This is a genomic window from Clostridium sp. AM54-37XD (assembly GCF_003478225.1).
GTDB classification, from domain to species: domain Bacteria; phylum Bacillota; class Clostridia; order Lachnospirales; family Lachnospiraceae; genus Coprococcus; species Coprococcus ammoniilyticus.
Genome location: NZ_QUEV01000002.1, coordinates 219,519 through 237,589, shown reverse-complemented (window position 1 = coordinate 237,589; position 18,071 = coordinate 219,519). Strand labels below are relative to the sequence as shown.

19 protein-coding genes and 1 pseudogene are annotated in these 18,071 nt (G+C 36.9%); 1 reads left to right on the top strand and 19 read right to left on the bottom strand.

Going from position 1 to position 18,071, the window contains the following annotated elements; all coding sequences use genetic code 11:
* Nucleotides 1–374 precede the first annotated feature (374 nt).
* Entirely contained in the window at nucleotides 375–809 is a 435-nt protein-coding gene (locus DXA07_RS02820; protein ID WP_021944774.1) for an Rrf2 family transcriptional regulator, read from the top strand.
* A 728-nt stretch (nucleotides 810–1,537) separates the two neighbouring features.
* Here DXA07_RS02820 and DXA07_RS02815 read toward each other — a convergent pair.
* The 19 genes and pseudogenes from DXA07_RS02815 to DXA07_RS02725 all read right to left on the bottom strand — a co-directional run bounded on the left by DXA07_RS02815 (nucleotide 1,538) and on the right by DXA07_RS02725 (nucleotide 17,995).
* A complete protein-coding gene (locus DXA07_RS02815) occupies nucleotides 1,538–2,587 on the bottom strand; it encodes a S66 peptidase family protein (protein ID WP_117822223.1) in 1,050 nt (349 codons plus the stop codon).
* A gap of 83 nt (nucleotides 2,588–2,670) precedes the next feature.
* Nucleotides 2,671–4,182, bottom strand: coding sequence for an SMI1/KNR4 family protein (locus tag DXA07_RS02810; RefSeq protein WP_117551463.1), 1,512 nt, complete (start codon nucleotides 4,180–4,182; stop codon nucleotides 2,671–2,673).
* A 48-nt stretch (nucleotides 4,183–4,230) separates the two neighbouring features.
* On the bottom strand, nucleotides 4,231–4,671 hold the full coding sequence (locus tag DXA07_RS02805) for a hypothetical protein (protein ID WP_015534084.1): 441 nt from the start codon (nucleotides 4,669–4,671) through the stop codon (nucleotides 4,231–4,233).
* A gap of 257 nt (nucleotides 4,672–4,928) precedes the next feature.
* On the bottom strand, nucleotides 4,929–5,219 hold the full coding sequence (locus tag DXA07_RS02800) for a hypothetical protein (RefSeq protein WP_243015401.1): 291 nt from the start codon (nucleotides 5,217–5,219) through the stop codon (nucleotides 4,929–4,931).
* 318 nt (nucleotides 5,220–5,537) lie between these two features.
* On the bottom strand, nucleotides 5,538–6,473 hold the full coding sequence (locus tag DXA07_RS02795) for a hypothetical protein (RefSeq protein WP_055145659.1): 936 nt from the start codon (nucleotides 6,471–6,473) through the stop codon (nucleotides 5,538–5,540).
* 130 nt (nucleotides 6,474–6,603) lie between these two features.
* Nucleotides 6,604–7,167 (bottom strand): GNAT family N-acetyltransferase, encoded by a 564-nt coding sequence (locus tag DXA07_RS02790; protein WP_118483293.1) that lies wholly within the window; start codon nucleotides 7,165–7,167, stop codon nucleotides 6,604–6,606.
* 60 nt (nucleotides 7,168–7,227) lie between these two features.
* On the bottom strand, nucleotides 7,228–7,830 hold the full coding sequence (locus DXA07_RS02785; RefSeq protein WP_055271744.1) for a Type 1 glutamine amidotransferase-like domain-containing protein: 603 nt from the start codon (nucleotides 7,828–7,830) through the stop codon (nucleotides 7,228–7,230).
* Nucleotides 7,831–7,996: 166 nt separating this feature from the next.
* The gene (locus DXA07_RS02780) at nucleotides 7,997–8,377 is read right to left on the bottom strand and encodes a VOC family protein (RefSeq protein ID WP_118483291.1); all 381 of its coding nucleotides are present in this window, start codon (nucleotides 8,375–8,377) and stop codon (nucleotides 7,997–7,999) included.
* Nucleotides 8,378–8,439: 62 nt separating this feature from the next.
* Nucleotides 8,440–8,718: a PPC domain-containing DNA-binding protein gene (locus DXA07_RS02775; protein WP_330584435.1), complete on the bottom strand. Its 279-nt coding sequence runs from the start codon at nucleotides 8,716–8,718 to the stop codon at nucleotides 8,440–8,442.
* Between the two features lie 37 nt (nucleotides 8,719–8,755).
* Nucleotides 8,756–9,181 (bottom strand): N-acetyltransferase, encoded by a 426-nt coding sequence (locus DXA07_RS02770; RefSeq protein WP_118483289.1) that lies wholly within the window; start codon nucleotides 9,179–9,181, stop codon nucleotides 8,756–8,758.
* A 141-nt stretch (nucleotides 9,182–9,322) separates the two neighbouring features.
* Nucleotides 9,323–9,916 (bottom strand): DUF3267 domain-containing protein, encoded by a 594-nt coding sequence (locus DXA07_RS02765; RefSeq protein ID WP_117785784.1) that lies wholly within the window; start codon nucleotides 9,914–9,916, stop codon nucleotides 9,323–9,325.
* Between the two features lie 144 nt (nucleotides 9,917–10,060).
* On the bottom strand, nucleotides 10,061–10,534 hold the full coding sequence (locus tag DXA07_RS02755; RefSeq protein ID WP_117785783.1) for a GNAT family N-acetyltransferase: 474 nt from the start codon (nucleotides 10,532–10,534) through the stop codon (nucleotides 10,061–10,063).
* 99 nt (nucleotides 10,535–10,633) lie between these two features.
* Nucleotides 10,634–11,962 (bottom strand): AAA family ATPase, encoded by a 1,329-nt coding sequence (locus DXA07_RS02750; protein WP_118483287.1) that lies wholly within the window; start codon nucleotides 11,960–11,962, stop codon nucleotides 10,634–10,636.
* Nucleotides 11,963–12,191: 229 nt separating this feature from the next.
* Nucleotides 12,192–12,347 carry a DUF296 domain-containing protein gene (locus DXA07_RS13905; protein WP_347475302.1) on the bottom strand — a complete coding sequence of 52 codons (156 nt, stop codon included), beginning with the start codon at nucleotides 12,345–12,347 and terminating at the stop codon, nucleotides 12,192–12,194.
* A 43-nt stretch (nucleotides 12,348–12,390) separates the two neighbouring features.
* Nucleotides 12,391–14,835, bottom strand: coding sequence for an FtsX-like permease family protein (locus DXA07_RS02745; RefSeq protein ID WP_118483285.1), 2,445 nt, complete (start codon nucleotides 14,833–14,835; stop codon nucleotides 12,391–12,393).
* Nucleotides 14,832–15,506: an ABC transporter ATP-binding protein gene (locus DXA07_RS02740; RefSeq protein WP_118483283.1), complete on the bottom strand. Its 675-nt coding sequence runs from the start codon at nucleotides 15,504–15,506 to the stop codon at nucleotides 14,832–14,834. Before DXA07_RS02740 ends, DXA07_RS02745 begins: the two co-directional genes overlap by 4 nt.
* 177 nt (nucleotides 15,507–15,683) lie before the next feature.
* On the bottom strand, nucleotides 15,684–16,949 hold the full coding sequence (locus DXA07_RS02735; RefSeq protein WP_118483281.1) for a HAMP domain-containing sensor histidine kinase: 1,266 nt from the start codon (nucleotides 16,947–16,949) through the stop codon (nucleotides 15,684–15,686).
* A pseudogene (locus tag DXA07_RS02730) lies at nucleotides 16,925–17,613 on the bottom strand (response regulator transcription factor). Before DXA07_RS02730 ends, DXA07_RS02735 begins: the two are co-directional and overlap by 25 nt.
* Complete coding sequence (locus DXA07_RS02725; protein ID WP_118483279.1) at nucleotides 17,591–17,995, bottom strand: GNAT family N-acetyltransferase; 405 nt, start codon at nucleotides 17,993–17,995, stop codon at nucleotides 17,591–17,593. Before DXA07_RS02725 ends, DXA07_RS02730 begins: the two are co-directional and overlap by 23 nt.
* Between the last annotated feature and the right edge of the window lie 76 nt (nucleotides 17,996–18,071).

Sequence of the window (18,071 nt, the reverse complement as noted above, 5' to 3'; positions counted from 1 at the left end):
CGTCAATATCAAGATGACGGCAGTATTCTATTGCCTGTATCCTGAACGATTTTCCTAATACCCCATTGAAAAACGTGCTCTTTGACAATAAATTGTCTGATTGCCATACCCTCGTTATATTGTCGTTTGGTCTGACTATATCCTATCCTATTTCTTATAGAAACAGTCAGTACCAATTCCCCATATACCACCTTTTACAAAATCAATATACCAATTATTGATGAAAACTCAATTTTTATTTCTTACTTTTATATTCCTACTTTATCAATAGGAAAATAGAAATATTTCTGTAGCTTTTTCTTTTAAACTGGTGTATAATCAATTCATAGATAATTAGTATGAATTATGATAGTGTAATTTGGAGGTGTATTACATTGAAAATATCAACAAAAGGAAGATATGCATTACGGCTTATGATCTATATAGCAGCCAACTCTAATGGTAAGCCGGTCAGCATAAAGGATGTAGCAAAAAACGAGGATATCTCTGATAAATATCTGGAACAGATCATTTCTATATTAAATTCCGGCGGACTTGTCCGAAGCGTCCGCGGTCCACAGGGTGGCTACCTGTTACGAAAAGCACCGGAAGACATTACAGTCGGTGCAGTTCTTCGTCTGACAGAAGGAACGCTTGCCCCTGTTGCCTGTGTCGAAGAGGATGCGCCTGAATGTGAGCGTGAATCCATCTGCTCCACTTACAATCTGTGGAAGCAGCTCTACAGTGCGATCTGCAGCGTTGTTGACACAACCACCATCGCAGACCTCTGCAACAGCCGACCTGAAGCCGGCGACGAATACTGCATTTAGCCTTGATTTTCCAAGTGGCTGGATTGCTTATACTCTGACACATAAAAAACTAGCATAGATTTCTATTTAATGCATATGCCTTATCCGCTCATGCTCCTGTGCAAACTCGCCCTACGGGCTCAGACATGCACCCGCATTCGCTGGCAATATGCATTATATAACGAAATCTATGCTATTGTTTTGTTAGTGCCAGAGTATAACCAATTCAGCCGTTTTGTAATATCATAGGAAACTCAGCCGACTGCACTATCGATTTTTAAACGATGGGCTGTCGTGCGCTTAAAAGATATTCTTATCAATAAAAATACTTCCCCGAATGGGATTACTGTTGCCTATCATCTAAACCAATAAACGCGTGATCAGCCTTATCACTAGAATGAAACAAACTTAAAAAATCCCCCTTGGGGTACTAAACTGAATTGAGATTATCTGTTTGGAACAGTATAGCTGGTTGTCAGTCTTCATTGGTCTGGATCAGATCGATAATAGACAAAAACATTCGTATAGAATTCGTTATGACATGCATATTGCCAGCGAATGCGAGTGCATGTCTGAGCCCGTAAGGCGAGTTTGCACATAAGCATGAGCGAATCAGGCATATGCATGGAATAGAATGCTATACGAGTTTTTCTATTATTGATTCTGAGCCAGTCCAGTACAGACTGACAATCGACTAAAATACATTCAAACAGATAATCTCAACACAACGTTATCCCAAAGGGGGCATTCTACTTCAGTTTCATGTCAACCACAAGGTTGTTTCCGGAGGCGGTAATGCTTGCATAGCTGCCGGAGATCAATGGCAGCATCGGTGCGATATGTCCAAGATCGGCATCCATGATAACCGGCACATTGTGGTGGGCGATAATATCCAGTACCGCATGATACTGGTCAAGCCCCATCATCTCCTGTCCATGCACCAGCGGGCGTCCGATCAGGAATCCCTTCACATATCGGAACCATCCCGCATGCTCCATCTGCCACATAGCACGGCGGATCGCCATCACATTCAGATCACAGGCTTCTAAGAACCAGATGAAGCCATCCTCTTTATAGTGTTCCAGAAAATCTGTTGTTTTATCAAATTTCGTTCCAAGCAGATTCACCAGACAATCCATACATCCGCCGATCAGTCTGCCTGCCATGAATACTTCATCGACAGCAGTCGATCCATGCGTCGCATCTGTTTCATACAGGTGAAGTTCCTTCTGTTCAGTGATATTATACGGTGCAAGCGGATGTTCTTCATCCTTCAGGGATTCCTTCTCATATCCACGATATCCCTGCAGGCTTTTCTTCTCACCACAAAGCAGCGCAAATGTATCTTCTATCGATGCATGCCACGGCTCCATGCCAAACGCTGCCGCACATGGGCCATAAACAGAAGCTGTATCACAGATCGTTGTCAGCAGATAGGTTAGATTCGTATTATCCGAATATCCCACAAACCATTTCGGATCTGCTTTCTTTAAGCGTTCAAAATCAATATGATCAAGAGTCTCACACATCAGCTCTCCACCGCCGCAGGATATCAGAACATCATTTTTCTTTGATGTGTACATTTCATTAATCTCCTGACCGCATTTCTCCGGCGTGTTACTGATACCGATACCACAGCCTTCATAACAATTCGGACCAAGCTCCGTCTGATAGCCCTTAGCATGGAATGTATCAAGTGCATGACCAAATGCTGTCCGATATGGTTCTATATTACAACCAAAAGATGGCGCAACAAAACCAATCGTTCCACCTTTTTCTAAAAATTTCGGATATCTCATTTTTCTCCTCCTTTTATCCTCATAAACTGGAAGTTATCGAGTTCTTTTACAACTTTCCACCTAAAACAGGAAATAATCCAAACTTATTCAAGCATCTCTATAAGAGACTCCAATGCTTCTTGTCCATCATCGCTTCCAAGTATTGAGTAGGAATCTTCATATTCATCATCTGTAGCGACAACTTGGAAAAACGGTTTTATTGTGACTCCTTTTATAATATATTCATATATTTTCTTTAAATCTTTAGTAAAACCATGCTTCTTTATAAATCTATTAAATTCCCTATTATAATCTGAATCACGAGGTTCTTCATATTCCTCTATAAATGCATCCACAGATTTTAATATATCAGCATTACAGAAATCATCTATATATCCTCTCTGTACCGCAACAATATTCATGAACTCATTTATATTGCGGGCTATGATTCCACATTCGCCCTCTGTACCGATATATCCGATCATTTCATCATCTAACACTACCCATAATCCACCTAAGCCGTCACGTGCAAACGGTTTAATATTCTTATAACTGGATTCTCCCGATCCCATAAGATCTTCAAACCACGAATCATCCTCCTCAAGATCCTTAACCCATGCCTCATCATAGATTTCAATATCACAATCGAAAAATGCATCTTTCAAGTCTTCATCATTATATATTTCTTCCAGAAAGTCTTGGACATCCTTCGGTAAATCAGTATTATTGAATTTTTCATGCCCATCTAATATATATGCAAACTCCTTATTATTTACAGATATCTCAATATCACTATACAGTTTCTTAAGATCCGTTCTCGTAGCTTCGACAACTCTTGCATCCGCAATATCATTGATTCGCATTTCTTCCATGTGTTTTCTCAGCAAAACATCTCTGACTATCGCATAATTAATCATGTCATAGCTATAATGTTTAAATATCTTTGTATAAATGTTTTTCCCCTTTTCTACTATTCTTACGACATATCCATTTTCATCCACTTCGACAAAAACCTTACCATCCTCAGGATTTTCAACATTAATGTATTCTGCTTCTATTTTATCTGCATTTGTATAATCGTGATAAAGCTTATTGACCTGTATAGGCACCCTTTCTTTTATACTATCTATTGCATCAAATCTATAGATAGTCTTTGCTTTTTCAAATAAATCTGACAGATCGGGATATTCCTTTGACAAAACATCCATATTTCTCGCAAGTGGCAATGCGCTGTTAGATTTAATACTGATTGCATAATCAACAAGCTCATTGAACAGCTTAATCGTTTCTTCCCTTCTATGCATGCTTTGCGAAATCAATGCAATCGAGTAATAATAGCCCATGATATCCGGTATAAAATCTGTGTTTTTAAAAGGATATTTCATATCCTGTAATGTATCCAGAACTACATCGACAATTGCATCATCCTCAGCGAACACCGCCATTTTCTTAAAATCTGACATAGCGCCCGGTACACGAGCATAAGACGCTAACTTTTTAACAAGCTTCCATACAGGTTCCTTCATTTCTTCAGAAGCATGTTCCATCAATGGCAATGTCATCTTCTTATGGCTATAATTCTTTATTTCATCATCGCTTGGAGTATTTTTCTTCATTTCTTTCCCTCACAAATTCCGATTTCTCAGTTTCAAAAACTGGAATTTTCACACTTCGTCAACTAATGTTTTTTCTTCTCTATAAAGCAAGGTCACAACAAATGCAATAATTATCAAAATATGTAATACAATATGATATACATCAGGAACATATCTTCCATCCACATTTATTAATTGAATGCATTCTGAAAAATAGGCAATCTTCTTGTCCATTTCTCCCATAAATCCTCTTCCAAATAAAGTATACCATTCATGACTTAAGAACTGAGTGACAAACCACCCTGCCAACCATATCAAATGTATATTCCTTCCAACATTTTTTGTAACTAACATTAAAACGAATGTAATTGTCGGAATAAGCATAAATAGCCATTCTTCCTCAAATGCACCTGTTACCAAGTATTTGTCTCCAATCTTCAATCCTATCATTGAAAGAAAATACCACAGTAAAAGAATTATATTTACAATTATTAAATGTGTTTTTTTCATAAATCATATCTCCTAGACAATTCTTAAAATTCCGATTTATCAACGTGTAACATAATTAAATCATATTAGAAATGGGATAAACTATGTACTTTTCTTCAAAATAATATAGTTATTTTTCCGTATGATACTTATATCCCCTCAATTTCTTTTTTACTCCAATTAATATAAGATAGTCACGATAACAATCACGACAATCCATCCTACCTTTTCCATTTTATGTGAACAAAACAATCTCCACACCATCGGTCTTCTAATGCTCATTTTATCATATACTGTTCAAGCATAGTCGGTGCGATATCCATGGCTACAAAAAACTCTTCTGGCAACGTGCAAAGCTCTTGGCTTATAAAATCTTCCGCATCAATATACTTATGATCATTTTCCGGATCATAACATTTCTCATGATTTGCAAAAATAACTATTCCCTCAAAACTCTTCTCAATCTCATAAACAGCATCTCCCGGTACATCATAATTTAGGATAGTGACATGTAATCTATCCTTTGCATCAAGACTGTCGGCAATATAAAATTCATCACAAAATGGCAACTTATTCTCGACAGCAAAATCAATTGTATGCTGGAGATATTCCCTTAAAATCTCTCTGTCCAGCTTATACTTAAAGCCCGAAAAAAAAATTTTTCATTTTATTAAATAAACCCATATATCAAATCTGTCCCTTCATATAATTTGCTCATAATACTGGTTATACACTTAAATAATCTTTATATTCTTTATCTAAAAGTTTCTTAAATTCTTTATAATCATCCCATTTAAATGTAAAGCCACATCTTCTTCACTCAAATCTGTACCTTTTTTATTATATTGTATGCAATATCCCAATTCCATCCTTTGAATATTTCCGTTTCAAAACTCTTCGTCTTCATCGATTTCTTCATCTGGTTGAATCTCACAAACAAATTCAATATTTCTTTTACCGAATACATCTGTCAGATAAGTAATCTCTTCTTCATTCATTGTAAAAAATGACCATTCATTCTCGCTGACAGTTATTTTCTCCTGTTCTGTTGTCGTTACCTCCAAAGTGATAACGTTCATGCTTCCCTTCACTGTTTCAAACAGTCTTGTCAATCGTACCTTTGCCAGATCCAGTGCAGTCAGCTTTCCACCATATACAGATACAAGAAAGTTCTTTGTCAAATATATCCTAAAATCATTAAACCAGAGAGCTTCCGGCTGATTACATTCTTCGTCAATCTGCTCTGCCAATGGATGTCTGTATTTTTTAATCGCACGCACCTGGGTTAATACCATCGAAATTCCAATCAATATTAAGATGCCTCCGATATCCAGATTCACAAAATATCCTTCCTTGAGTATTTTTCCATAGGTAAGCTTCGTCATACATATATAAATAAATTTGTAATTGATATACTCACTTATTATTTTTTTTACGTTCTCGTCAGTCACAACTTTCGTCATGCCTTCCACTCTTGCCGTACCATTCTCTTCAACTCTCTGCTTCAAATCTGCAAACTGTTCCGGTTGCATCCCTACAATATAGCTTTCCTCTGCCGTTGTTACAAGGTAATATCCTTCATATTTATTTTCTGCCAGTTTCTCCGGTACCTGGATAATATCAATATATGCTGTCTGATTCGCAGGATTGGCTTCTTCCTGTAATACCTGTTCAAATGGTCGAACACAATCCATCTTTCTCTTTGTCTGAATCAATCCAAATGCCACCAAAAATATTCCTATCAATAAGAGAATCATTCCGATCGTCCGCCACATTTGATTGAATTTGTATTCTTCTTTTATATGCTTATTCGTATATTTCATGTCATGTATTCTCCTACACTTGATTTTTCTCTCACACATAAATGCTCTAACGCTGTTTTATTATAAAATTGTCTGATTTGTTCCCTACAAACTGAAATTTTCGAGTGTGTCGCTAAATTAGATTTTTTCATCAATTATCATTACTAAAATACTCATTTCTAAGTATGGAATAATAAACTTCATCCACAATACCTTGATTACAGGTTCCCGACTGCCTAATTATTCCTTCTTTTTTCATTCCCATTTTCTGCATTACACTTCCTGAGTTTGGATTACCTGCAGCATGCTTTGCATATACACGTTTGACTTTTACTTCTTCAAAAAAGAATTTTACCAATGCCCTTCCTGCTTCTGCAGTTATACCTTTTCCCCACCATCTGCTTCCAATACCATACCCGAGCTCCACACTTTCTGTTGCCTCATCGAGACTTACTACTGATATATCTCCAACCAGTTCATGCGAATCTTTTAACTCAATTGTCCAAAAATAGAAATCCTGCTTATCATACGATTCTATCCAATCAATTAGTAATTGCTTTGTCTCGTCGATATTTTTATGCGGTTGCCAACTTAAAAACTTTGTTACATCTTTTTCTGTTACCCAGTTTTTAAACATGATTTCTGCATCATCTAATACATGTCGTTTAAGAACTAATCTATCTGTTTCTATTCTAATTGTGCCCTTATGTTCCATACGCATCCTCCACCATCAAGAAAATTCCGATTTTCCAGTTTCCAAAAAGGATTTTTCAAATTAGTCTTTGCAAATAACCTTTGAACCTTCACCATCAATTACAATTCCCTGACGGTTGTTAATTGGGCATAGATTCAAATCCGAAAACTCAGTCATTATTTTCTCGGTAACTTTCTTAAATGGTGCTGTAAGATAATGCGGAAGAACATAGAAATCAATCAAATCAAGCCCTGCATCATCTTCTTGTGAGTAGTCCTCTGGCTTTTCATCCATTTGCTCGATATATTGGATGCTTGGAGCGCATATAATTGCGCCTGCCGACTCGCCGATCATCAATTTTCCATTTGCCAATTCCTTTTTCAGTAGCCCATCAGTTCCCGTTTTACGGAGCTGGTCCATAAGAAAGAAAGAATTTCCGCCGGTAAAATATATCACATCTGCTTCTTCAAAAACAGACTGTATCGTTGAATAAGCCTCCGTTGAAATATCAATTTCAGTTACGATTGCTCCCAACTTTTTGAATAATTTTCGAGCCGAGCCGACATAACCGGTGTAGCCTTCACGCAGTGAAGCTGTTGGAATAAATGCGACTTTCTTATTTTCAATTTCTTCCTTTATCAGACTTCCCACACTTGAAAAGTGCGAACATAAAAATAGTTTCATCAATATTCTCCTTTATAAATCCCGATTTTAATGTCTCTATTATACCATAATGATACTATTATAAAAAAGCAAAAAGAGCTCCTTCGAGCTCTTTTGGGTCAGTTCTGCAAACTTGAAGTTATAAAATCACAGTCCAAAACAGGGCACATCTTTTAACTGCAATACTTTATTCGTGAATTTCCAATGGTAGATTGTCAGGGTCATAAAAGAATGTCATTCTTTTACCTGTGTAAATATCGAGTCTAATCGGCTCAGTTATGATGCCCCTTTTATTCAATTCTCTTACGGTATTATCGACCGAGTCTACAGCAAAGGCAAGATGCCGGAGACCGTAAGCCTCTGGATAACTGGGGCGCTTTGGACAATTTTTAATGATAAAAAGTTCTAATTCCATCTCATCGAGTTGAAGATCAATTTTGTAATCATCACGTTCTGGTCTGTAATTTTCTCGAACAATAGAAAAACCTAATAGATCCACATAAAAGTGCTTTGATTGCTCATAGTTGCTCCCAATAATGGCAATATGATGAACTTTTTTCAAATTCATGGTGTATTTACCTCTTTCCTACTTTGTTTGAATACATGAAATATAATATCATAAGAACGCATCTAATCAAACTTAAATACATTAAGCCCTGTTTCTTCATCATAAACTCTGTCAACTTTTCCATCAATGACCGTAATTACCATCTCACAAGTTGCACTCACGACAGCTCTGTTCAGATGCCCTCCAAACACTTCACCTTTCTCATTTCCGACACTCATATGAAGATGCGCATAATATTCTCCATCCATTGTATTGATCGTACCTGTCAGTGATGTAATTTCATAATACCCTTTAAAACTGTTTGAGTAATATTTCTTCTCATCTGTCTTATATACTCCGATTGTAAAATCATTGTTTTGTTTCTCCCTTCTGGAATTTCTATTTGTGTTGCCATGTCATTACATAATCTTTTTCTCCAGTAGCCTCATCTAAGCCACTATGCTGAATCTCAAATCCTTCTCTCTTATAAAAGGATATTGCCCGTGCGTTCTTTTGGTATACGTTCAAGAACAACTTAGTCCTTTTATCCTTTGCATAATTCAGCAGAATTTTACCTATACCCTGCGATTGCATTTCACCAGAAACAAAAATGCCCTCAACATATTCATCATTTAACCCTATAAAGCCCTGTATTTCTGTATCATACTCATACACATAAATCTCTGCTTGTGACAGTGCTTCTTTTACTGATTTGAAATTGCCTTTCCAGTATTCGGCGGGGATAAAATTATGTGCCTTTATATTTGTATCCAACCATATATCCGCAACTTTATTTATATCATCCCTTTGAAATTCTCTAATCATAACAGTGACTCTCCATAAACTTGAAATTGCTAATTAATCTTCATCATCCTAATAAATATTTTTCCATGCTATTTTCCCAAAACATTTTGAGTTGCAGATTTATATTTTCCTATTTAATCAACTGTACAACCAACCAAAAATTTAAGAAATCTTATACATATCGTTCTTGTAGAACATTATTGAATCGCCTTTTTCAGAATTTCTTAGAACGGTAAGAACATTAAACACATCCGGAAACGGCGAAACCATACCCATACACGCCATGCCGAAATTCAATCCATTAAATACTCTAAATTCAGCAGGACTAATTACAAATAATATAAATGGAACTAATCCAAGAACAAATGGCAACAGGCACATCAATATAAACCGATTTCGCTTCAATGGATATGATGCTAATGCGACAAATGTTGTCTTCCCCTTTATTCTTCCTATTGTTACATCTGCTTCCTTAGGATAAACAATTCCATGTAACCACTCATGCATTATTAACAATAAAAAACCGAAAGCAAATCCAACCGGAATAAATATTGGTGAGATTACAACGGTCTTACATATTATCGTTTTACCAAGCATAGCAATAAAAAGGAAAACACATAGAATTGCAGAAATCGGCACCGCTTTTTTCATCAGTTCACCAACACTCTGCGGTGTTTCTATCTTTACTGCGCCTTCCGGCAAGCTTCCTGTTTGATATTTATTTATATCATTTATTGACCACACAATTTTTATCATATCAACTTCCTATTCTTCTGTATAATCCTTTGCATTTACACTATGTGCCGTATTATAAAACAATTGCGCCAACTACTCACAGTCAGTCGTTTTGTATTCTATAAGTTTCATGTTTTATCCTCATAAACTTGAACTAGCAAGTGTCTATAATTTACAAATCATAATATATTCTTCATCATTTTCATCAACAATTTCAAATCCTATCTTCCTATACATACGGACAGCATAATTCATCTTTTGAACTGATAATGATGCTTGTTTATATCCTTCTAGTTTTAGTTTTGTTAGCATCTGTTTCATTAATTCTGTTCCGATACCATAGTTTCTATACTCTTTAAGAAGTGAAATTGCAAAAGACGGTGTTTCATTATCTATATGACCATAATCATTCATAATCCGAACCCACACGGCGCCAACAATTTTATCCCTAACTTGAGCAACCAAACATAAGTCTCCCTTATTCTTACCAAAGTCTTTTACATATACCTGCAAATCTGGTTGGTTAATAATATCTTGGAGCGGTGCAGAAACTCCTTCGGGAATAAAAATCGCCTCATACAAAAAAGTATCTAATACCTTATTTTCATCTTGTTTTAATTCTCTTATCAAATAATTCATATAAACCTCCGATTTATTTTTCCTTATAAATCAGTTGTCATTCCACACATAATGATACCTCCGTCAAATCCTGATTTATCAACGTTTAACATGATTAAATCATATTAGAAACGGGATAAAATAAAATGGCTTCAACAATAAATTTTCTTCTCTTCCTACATCTTTTTGTGATATTAAATATATCTTATTCACATTTTGGGAATATTTTTTAGAAAATTCCTTTATTGATTCGTGTTTTCCTGTTCCGGAAGACTTAATCTCAAATGCATTTACCTTGCTTCCTTCTGAAATTAAAAAATCCACTTCATAATAATGCGTACTTCCATTCTTTTCCCATGTATGATAAAACAATTCTCTTCCAGATGCAGCAATCATCTGTGCTACAAGATTCTCATATAAATAACCCAGATTGGCAGGTAATTTATCAGAAAGCAGCTTGGCGTATACATCATTTTCCGTTACCGGACGGTCAATAAACAACAACGTAACAAATAACCCCGTATCTGAAAGATATAACTTGTAACTGTCAAAATCTTTCGTGTCCGTCAGGCTGACCCTTGGATTGGTAGAATTATAGCATGGCAGAACCGTTTTCGAATCTATCAAATCATATAATAATTCTTCCGCCTTGGTATTATTTCTTTTTCCGATTGCTGTAGTAATACGATATTTTCTTACATCCTTTGACAACTGTGCCGGAATCGCATGATATAATGCCGATATTCTTCCGGAGGCATCGATTTTCTTAAAATCTTCCTCATACAAAGATATGATCTGCCTTTTTACCATATCTATTTCTGAAAAGTTTTTTCCATTAACATAGGCTTCTACTGCCTGTGGCATCCCTCCCACTGCCATATATATTCTCAGATCCCGCATTAATTTACGATTGGTTGCCTGTCCGATAGCTGTCCCGCTATCATAAATCTGCTGCAATAACCCATAATTATTGCCCGTGGCATCACAGAATTCTTCGTAATCCATGGGATATACTTCCAGCTTCATTTCCTCGGAAGGAATCAGGATGTCCTTTACATTTTTCTTTATCGAGACCAAAGATCCTGTTTCCAAATAACTGTATCTGCCATCAAACACAAGATGCTTGATTGCCTGTCTTGCTTTAGGAAATAGTTGAACTTCATCAAAAATAATAAGAGACTCATGCTCATATAATGTTATTCCTGTTTCTGCCTGTAACCTAAGAAAAAAGATATTTAAATTTCCTATATCATCAAAACATTCCAATATATTACCTGTTGTTTTTGAAAAATCAATCAATATATAAGATTTATACTCATTCTTTGCAAAATTCTCCGCTATCGTTGATTTTCCAACTCGTCTAGCCCCCTCTAACAGCACAGCGTATTTATCTGAATATAAATTTTTCCATTCTAATAGTTTGTCATATGCTTTTCTTTTAAAATACATATCTACCTCCAAATATGCTCCACTGAATCTCTTCCACCCATTATATCACAAATGTACTTTTCTTCAATATTTGCATCCAGTATTATGTGTTTTTCTTCAAAATTTATACTCAAAATCATGTGCTTTTCTTCAAAACATTTTGAGTTGTAGATTTATATTTTCCTATCTGATCAACTGTACAATCAACCAAAAATTTAAGAAATCTTATACATATCGTTCTTGTAGAACATTATTGAATCGCTTTTTTCAGAACTACCATCCCACAGGTTGCGCTCACGACAGCTCTGTTCAGATGCTCTCCAAACACTTCACCTTTCTCATTTCCGACACTCATATGAAAATGTGCAGAATATTCTCCATAGAATCTTTTGACGTATACTCGCAAGCCAAGCTGTCACTCATTGCCCGAGTGACAGCTTGGTTACTTGCTATCCCTGATACCTTATTCTTTCTACCAGCGTTTCCTTTTTCAGATTACTGCTTAAAACGCAGGAAAGTACAAGCTGCAACAGACCGACCAAAAAAATCATAATAAAAATTGGTACGATTGGAACATGATAGATATTTATTCCAAATATTCCCATATGTTTTGCATAGGAAAAAAGTGCATAGCCGAGCGGCAGACCAATGATCAAAGCTACGCATATAGTGCCAACTGTAAAAATCAGTCCCTGTAACTGCAGGCATAAATTTAATTGTTTATTTGTCATGCCCACAGCCTGTAATATACCATATTCCTGCTTTTTTGTCGTAATATTCATGATCATGGTATTCGCCATATTCATAAACCCGATGAGTCCTACAATAGCCATAAACAGATAACAGCCAAGCTTCATCATGCTGCTTGCAAATTCGGCAGATTGTAACTGCGCATGATAAGTATCCATTTTTATATGCGAAGTATTAGAAATCAAAGTATTCAGACTTTGTTCTACAGATGCCACATCTTTTTTATCACAGTCCACCCACAGATAGCCATAGGCTGTTCCTCTCGGATTCATGGAACGATATACACCTTCCGGAATGACAAGATAAGTGTCCGCACTTACAAAAGATCCTGCAATCTTTCCCTGATAGGTATAGGTTCCACTTCCATTCTCAAAGTCAAATGCAATGGATTCACCCGGAGCATATCCATCTTGTTCCATCCACGCCAACCAACCAAAGAAAATATCACCATTCTTTACCGCCTGATCATAGTCCATAGAGCCAATATCCCCTTCTTGGCGCATAAAATCAAAATCCTTTTTACTCACAATAGTAGCCGGAAATCTTGTTCCGTTCAGATTTACAGAGACAATCTCTCTCGTCATGACATCTGTTACTCCCGGAATGCTTTTGATTTCTTCAATCAGCGAATCATTCAATGGATCATCCGTCAGAATCGTATCCAGATTATTCTCCGGATATCTTTCATCATACTCAGCAGAATAGTCAAGCTGCAGTTCAAATTGTCCATGATTAACGGAAAGACGTGCTTCATGCTCCGTGTCAATATTTCCCACATAATTAGAGATAATCACAAACAATACGCAAGAAAAACCCATTGTGAGGATAGTACCAATAGTTCTTTTGGGATTACCCGTTACATTTGCCATTGCCATAGAAAACACGGTAACATTTTTTCTGCCATTTCGTTTTCCTTTTTTGTGTGTTTCTGCATTTTCTAAATACCGTGTTGCTTCGATAGGTGACATCCGTGAAACAATTTTCATTGGTTTACGCAGTGCCAAAGCAACGGTAAGAAATGATACGAAAATACATAGAAGCATAACAGGCAGGGAAAACAGTGGCACCTGCTGGTTTTGAACACCCATAGAACCAGTTCCGGTTGATACAAGGTTTCCCTGTTCTACCAGCCAGTTAAAACCGTATTTTGCAATCAGAAATCCAAAAAGAAATCCAACCGGTATTGAAAAAATTGTCAAAAAAATACCCTCTCTGAAGATCAGTTGTTTCATCTGCTTTTTTGTCGCTCCCAGAGCCTTGATTTTTCCATACTCCTGTATCTTGTTGGCAATACCGACCTGAAAAATATTATAAATGACCACAACAGAGAAAAGTACAATTGCAAGAATCAGCATTCCACATACCGCAATCGTTTCATAACTCGGCTGCAAGACCCATTGCAGATAGAGATCATTGATTATAACGTTTTTTTCTTCGATCCCACAAGATGCTGCAATCTGTTTTATAACCGGTTCAATATTATTCATAGATACATTTGCAGAATCATTTAAAGAAAAATAAATATTATACTGTCTGTCAGTCTCTGCGACATGCTCATCGTAAAACTCCTGTGACCCGAAAGCAACATAAGATGCCTCGATGGTATACTCATCCCGGTCATATAGGATTCCGCTGACAACAAATTCTTCCGGCTTATATTCTGACCGCATCCCTGCACGGTAATCCAATGTAACCGTATCTCCGACCTTTACATCATCATATCCCATTTCACTAAAAAATGCTCTTCCTGCGGCAATTTCCTGCGTTCCCCCCGGATACTTTCCTTCCTTTAACTCATATTCCTTATTATAGGGAAGCATTTTTCTTGCAGTCTCATCCATGCAGACAAAACCACCGTTTTCGTTGCCTTTAATTATGCCTTCTGTACACATAATTCCTATTGCATCTATTTCTGCACGGCGGCGTACGTCCTTTAACTGCGAGGCATCTGCTGCGACAAACAAACCATAATTGCTTCCATATGAGCCTGCCGCCTGACTTTTCTGTAAACGGATCATTCCATTTCCCACAGTACTGATAATCACAAGCAGCATCGTAGTCAGACATATGGACATCATAATCAGTATACTTCTTGTCTTGTTCTTTTTGTCATTGCTATATGCAATCCTGCTTATTGTCTTCATCTGAAATCCACCACCTGTCCGTCCTCAATCACCAGAATACGGTCAGCGACCTGTGCAATTTCGTCATCATGGGTAATCATTACAATTGTCTGTCCATATTTTTTTGCTGTCATCTTAAGCAGGGCAATCACCTCATCACTGGTCTTAGAATCAAGATTGCCTGTCGGCTCATCCGCAAATATAATTTCCGGACGATTCACCAGTGCTCTTGCAATCGCTACTCTCTGCTGCTGTCCTCCGGATAACTGATTTGGCAGATTGTAAATCCTCTTTTCAATTCCCAGAGTTGCAATAATATCATTTACATACGCTTCATCCACTTTTCTTCCATCCAGCCCCAGTGGCAGTACAATATTTTCCCAGACATTAATAGATGAAACCAGATTAAATGCCTGAAAAACAAATCCGATTTTTCTTCTGCGGAAAACAGCAAGGGCATCTTCCTTCATCCTGTATAAATCTTTCCCTGCTAAAGTAACACTGCCTTTTGTCGGGGTATCAAGCCCTCCAAGCATATGAAGTAATGTACTTTTACCGGAACCTGACTTTCCGACAATTGCGACAAATTCTCCCTGCTCAATCTGAATGTCCACCTGATTGACCGCTTTGACCTGATTCTCACCCGCGCCATAAAATTTATAAAGCTGCTTGGTTTCTAATATCACACTCATGTGTTGCCTCCTTTTCAATTCTGTAAAGCGTACCTTTTCAGCACGCTTTCTTTGCCTGTTTATATATTTGGTCATTTTTCAACCTACATCCAAATTGTATCAGGACAATCTTTCATTTCACTTTCAAAAAACGAGCAGAACTCTTACAGAATTGTAAGGGTTCTGCTCACTTAAAATTTAACCAATATATGGTAATTGAATCACAAACGTGCTTCCTTTTTTCTTTTTGCCGGAGGTTACCGTAATCGTACCTGCGTGTTTTTCGATAATTTCTCTCGATAGAAAAAGTCCGATTCCTGTACCACTCTTTTCCATGACCTCCTTGGAACTTCCTCTGTAAAATCGTTGAAAAATTTTGTGATACTCATTCTGCGGAATACCAATTCCCTGATCCTCAATTTCCATTCTTACAAGATAGTTTCTTTTTTGTAACCGGATAAATATTTTTGAACCACACGGACTGTACTTGACCGCATTATCCAGAACGTTGATCACAGCTTCACCAAGCCACCTTTTATCCTGCATAATCGTGCATGTTTCCAGCTCTTTTTCATAGTCAAAAACGAATTCAATTTCTTTCTCATCCGCTTTAGGATAAGTGCGGTTCACAGCAGATATGACAGTATCCATAAGCGGAAGTTTTTTCTTATTAATCTGAATCAGTCCAGTTTCCATCTTGGATATTTCAAGAAGCGACTGCAATAATGTCTCCAGTCCATCCAGAGCACTCCGACAACGGATACGAAACTCCTCCTGTTCTGTGGCACTTAAGTCATTCTGCATCAGCACACTAAAACATGTATCCAACGCTGCAACCGGTGTCTTTAACTGGTGAGAAATATCAGAAACCATTTCTTTCGTGTTCTCCTTTTCTGCCCTTGCTTCTTCCTTTATCAACTGAATATGATGTCCGATTGCTTCAAGCTGGTCATTCAATTTTTCCAGTTCTGCATGATTTTCCGTTTTCAGTAAATCATCAAATTTATTTTCACGGAATCTGATCAGAATTTCTTCCAACTGGTCTAAAATTTTCTGATGACACGCATCTTCTTTTTTCTTCCAATAAAGTAAAAAAGTCAAAAGAAGCACGCATATCACAGTGCTTACAGCACCGGTCACCATAACCTGATGCCGGAATTGCGAATAAAATGCATTCCCTTTATTCCCCCAGTATCCATATTGCTCCAATAATCGCCTTCCCTGTTCGTTAGTTTCAATATCCTTATCTTTAAGCAATTCCGAAACAGCATCCAGCCCGGAAAATTCTTCCTTTGCAGCAATCTCTGTCATAAGATTCATTTTATATTTATAATCTTCATAAAACACATACGTGGTAAAACAATTTAATATTGCAAACAATATTATGACAGGCAATACCAAGGAAAGCACTACTGTGATCTTCTTGCGATATCTCTTTGTCACTGCCTTACCTCCTGATTCCATATATACCCAAGACCTCTGATATTCTTTATATAGACCGGTGCAGCCGGATTGTCTTCGATTTTCTCACGGAGTCTTCTGATATTGACAGCGATTGTATTTTCATCCACAAAATCCCCTTCCAGATCAAACACATTTTCCAATATTTGTGTTTTTGAAAGAATCTGTTTCGGATTCTGAAGAAAAAAAGTCAGCATTTTCAACTCCGTTTTTGTCAGACTGATTTCACGACTCTTTATCAGGACTTTCATTTCTCCTGCGATAAATACGATATCTCCCGAAATCATCTTTCCGGCTTCCGTTTTCTCCTGTCTGCGGCGGAAATGTGCTTCTATTTTCAAAAGAAGTACCGAAAGACTAAACGGCTTTGTAATATAATCATCTGCCCTGCTTCATATCCCATAACCTGATCCATCTCCTGATCTAGTGCTGTAAGGCAAATAATGTATGTATTATAATTGCACCTCATCCACCTTACAAATTCCAGTCCATTCCCATCCGGAAGATTCACATCACAAATGGTAACATCCACATTATTATCACTTGCAATTCTTTTCGCTTTTTTCACTGATTCTGCTGAAAAAACCTCATATCCGGATTTTTTCAATGAGAATGCAATTCCACGATTTAAATTTTCATCATCTTCAACTACGAGTATACCTGGCATAGCATATGCACCTCTCTTTATTAACTATATTTCCTTCTCTCTTATAAAAGGATATTGCCCGTGCGTTCTTTTGGTATACGTTCAAGAACAACTTATTCCTTTTATCTTTTGCATAATTCAGCAGAATTTTACCTATGCCTTGCGATTGCATTTCACCAGAAACAAAAATGCCCTCAACATATTCATCATTTAACCCTATAAAACCCTGTATTTCTGTATCATACTCATACACATAAACCTCTGCTTGTGACAGTGCTTCTTTTACTGATTTGAAATTGCTTTTCCAGTATTCGGCGGAGATAAAATTATGTGCCTTTATATTTGTATCCAACCATATATCTGCAACTTTATTTATATCATCCCTTTGAAATTCTCTAATCATAACAGTGACTCTCCATAAACTTGAAGTTGTTGCTCTCTTTATTGTAAAAAAACAACCATTTCATAATCTGACAAAA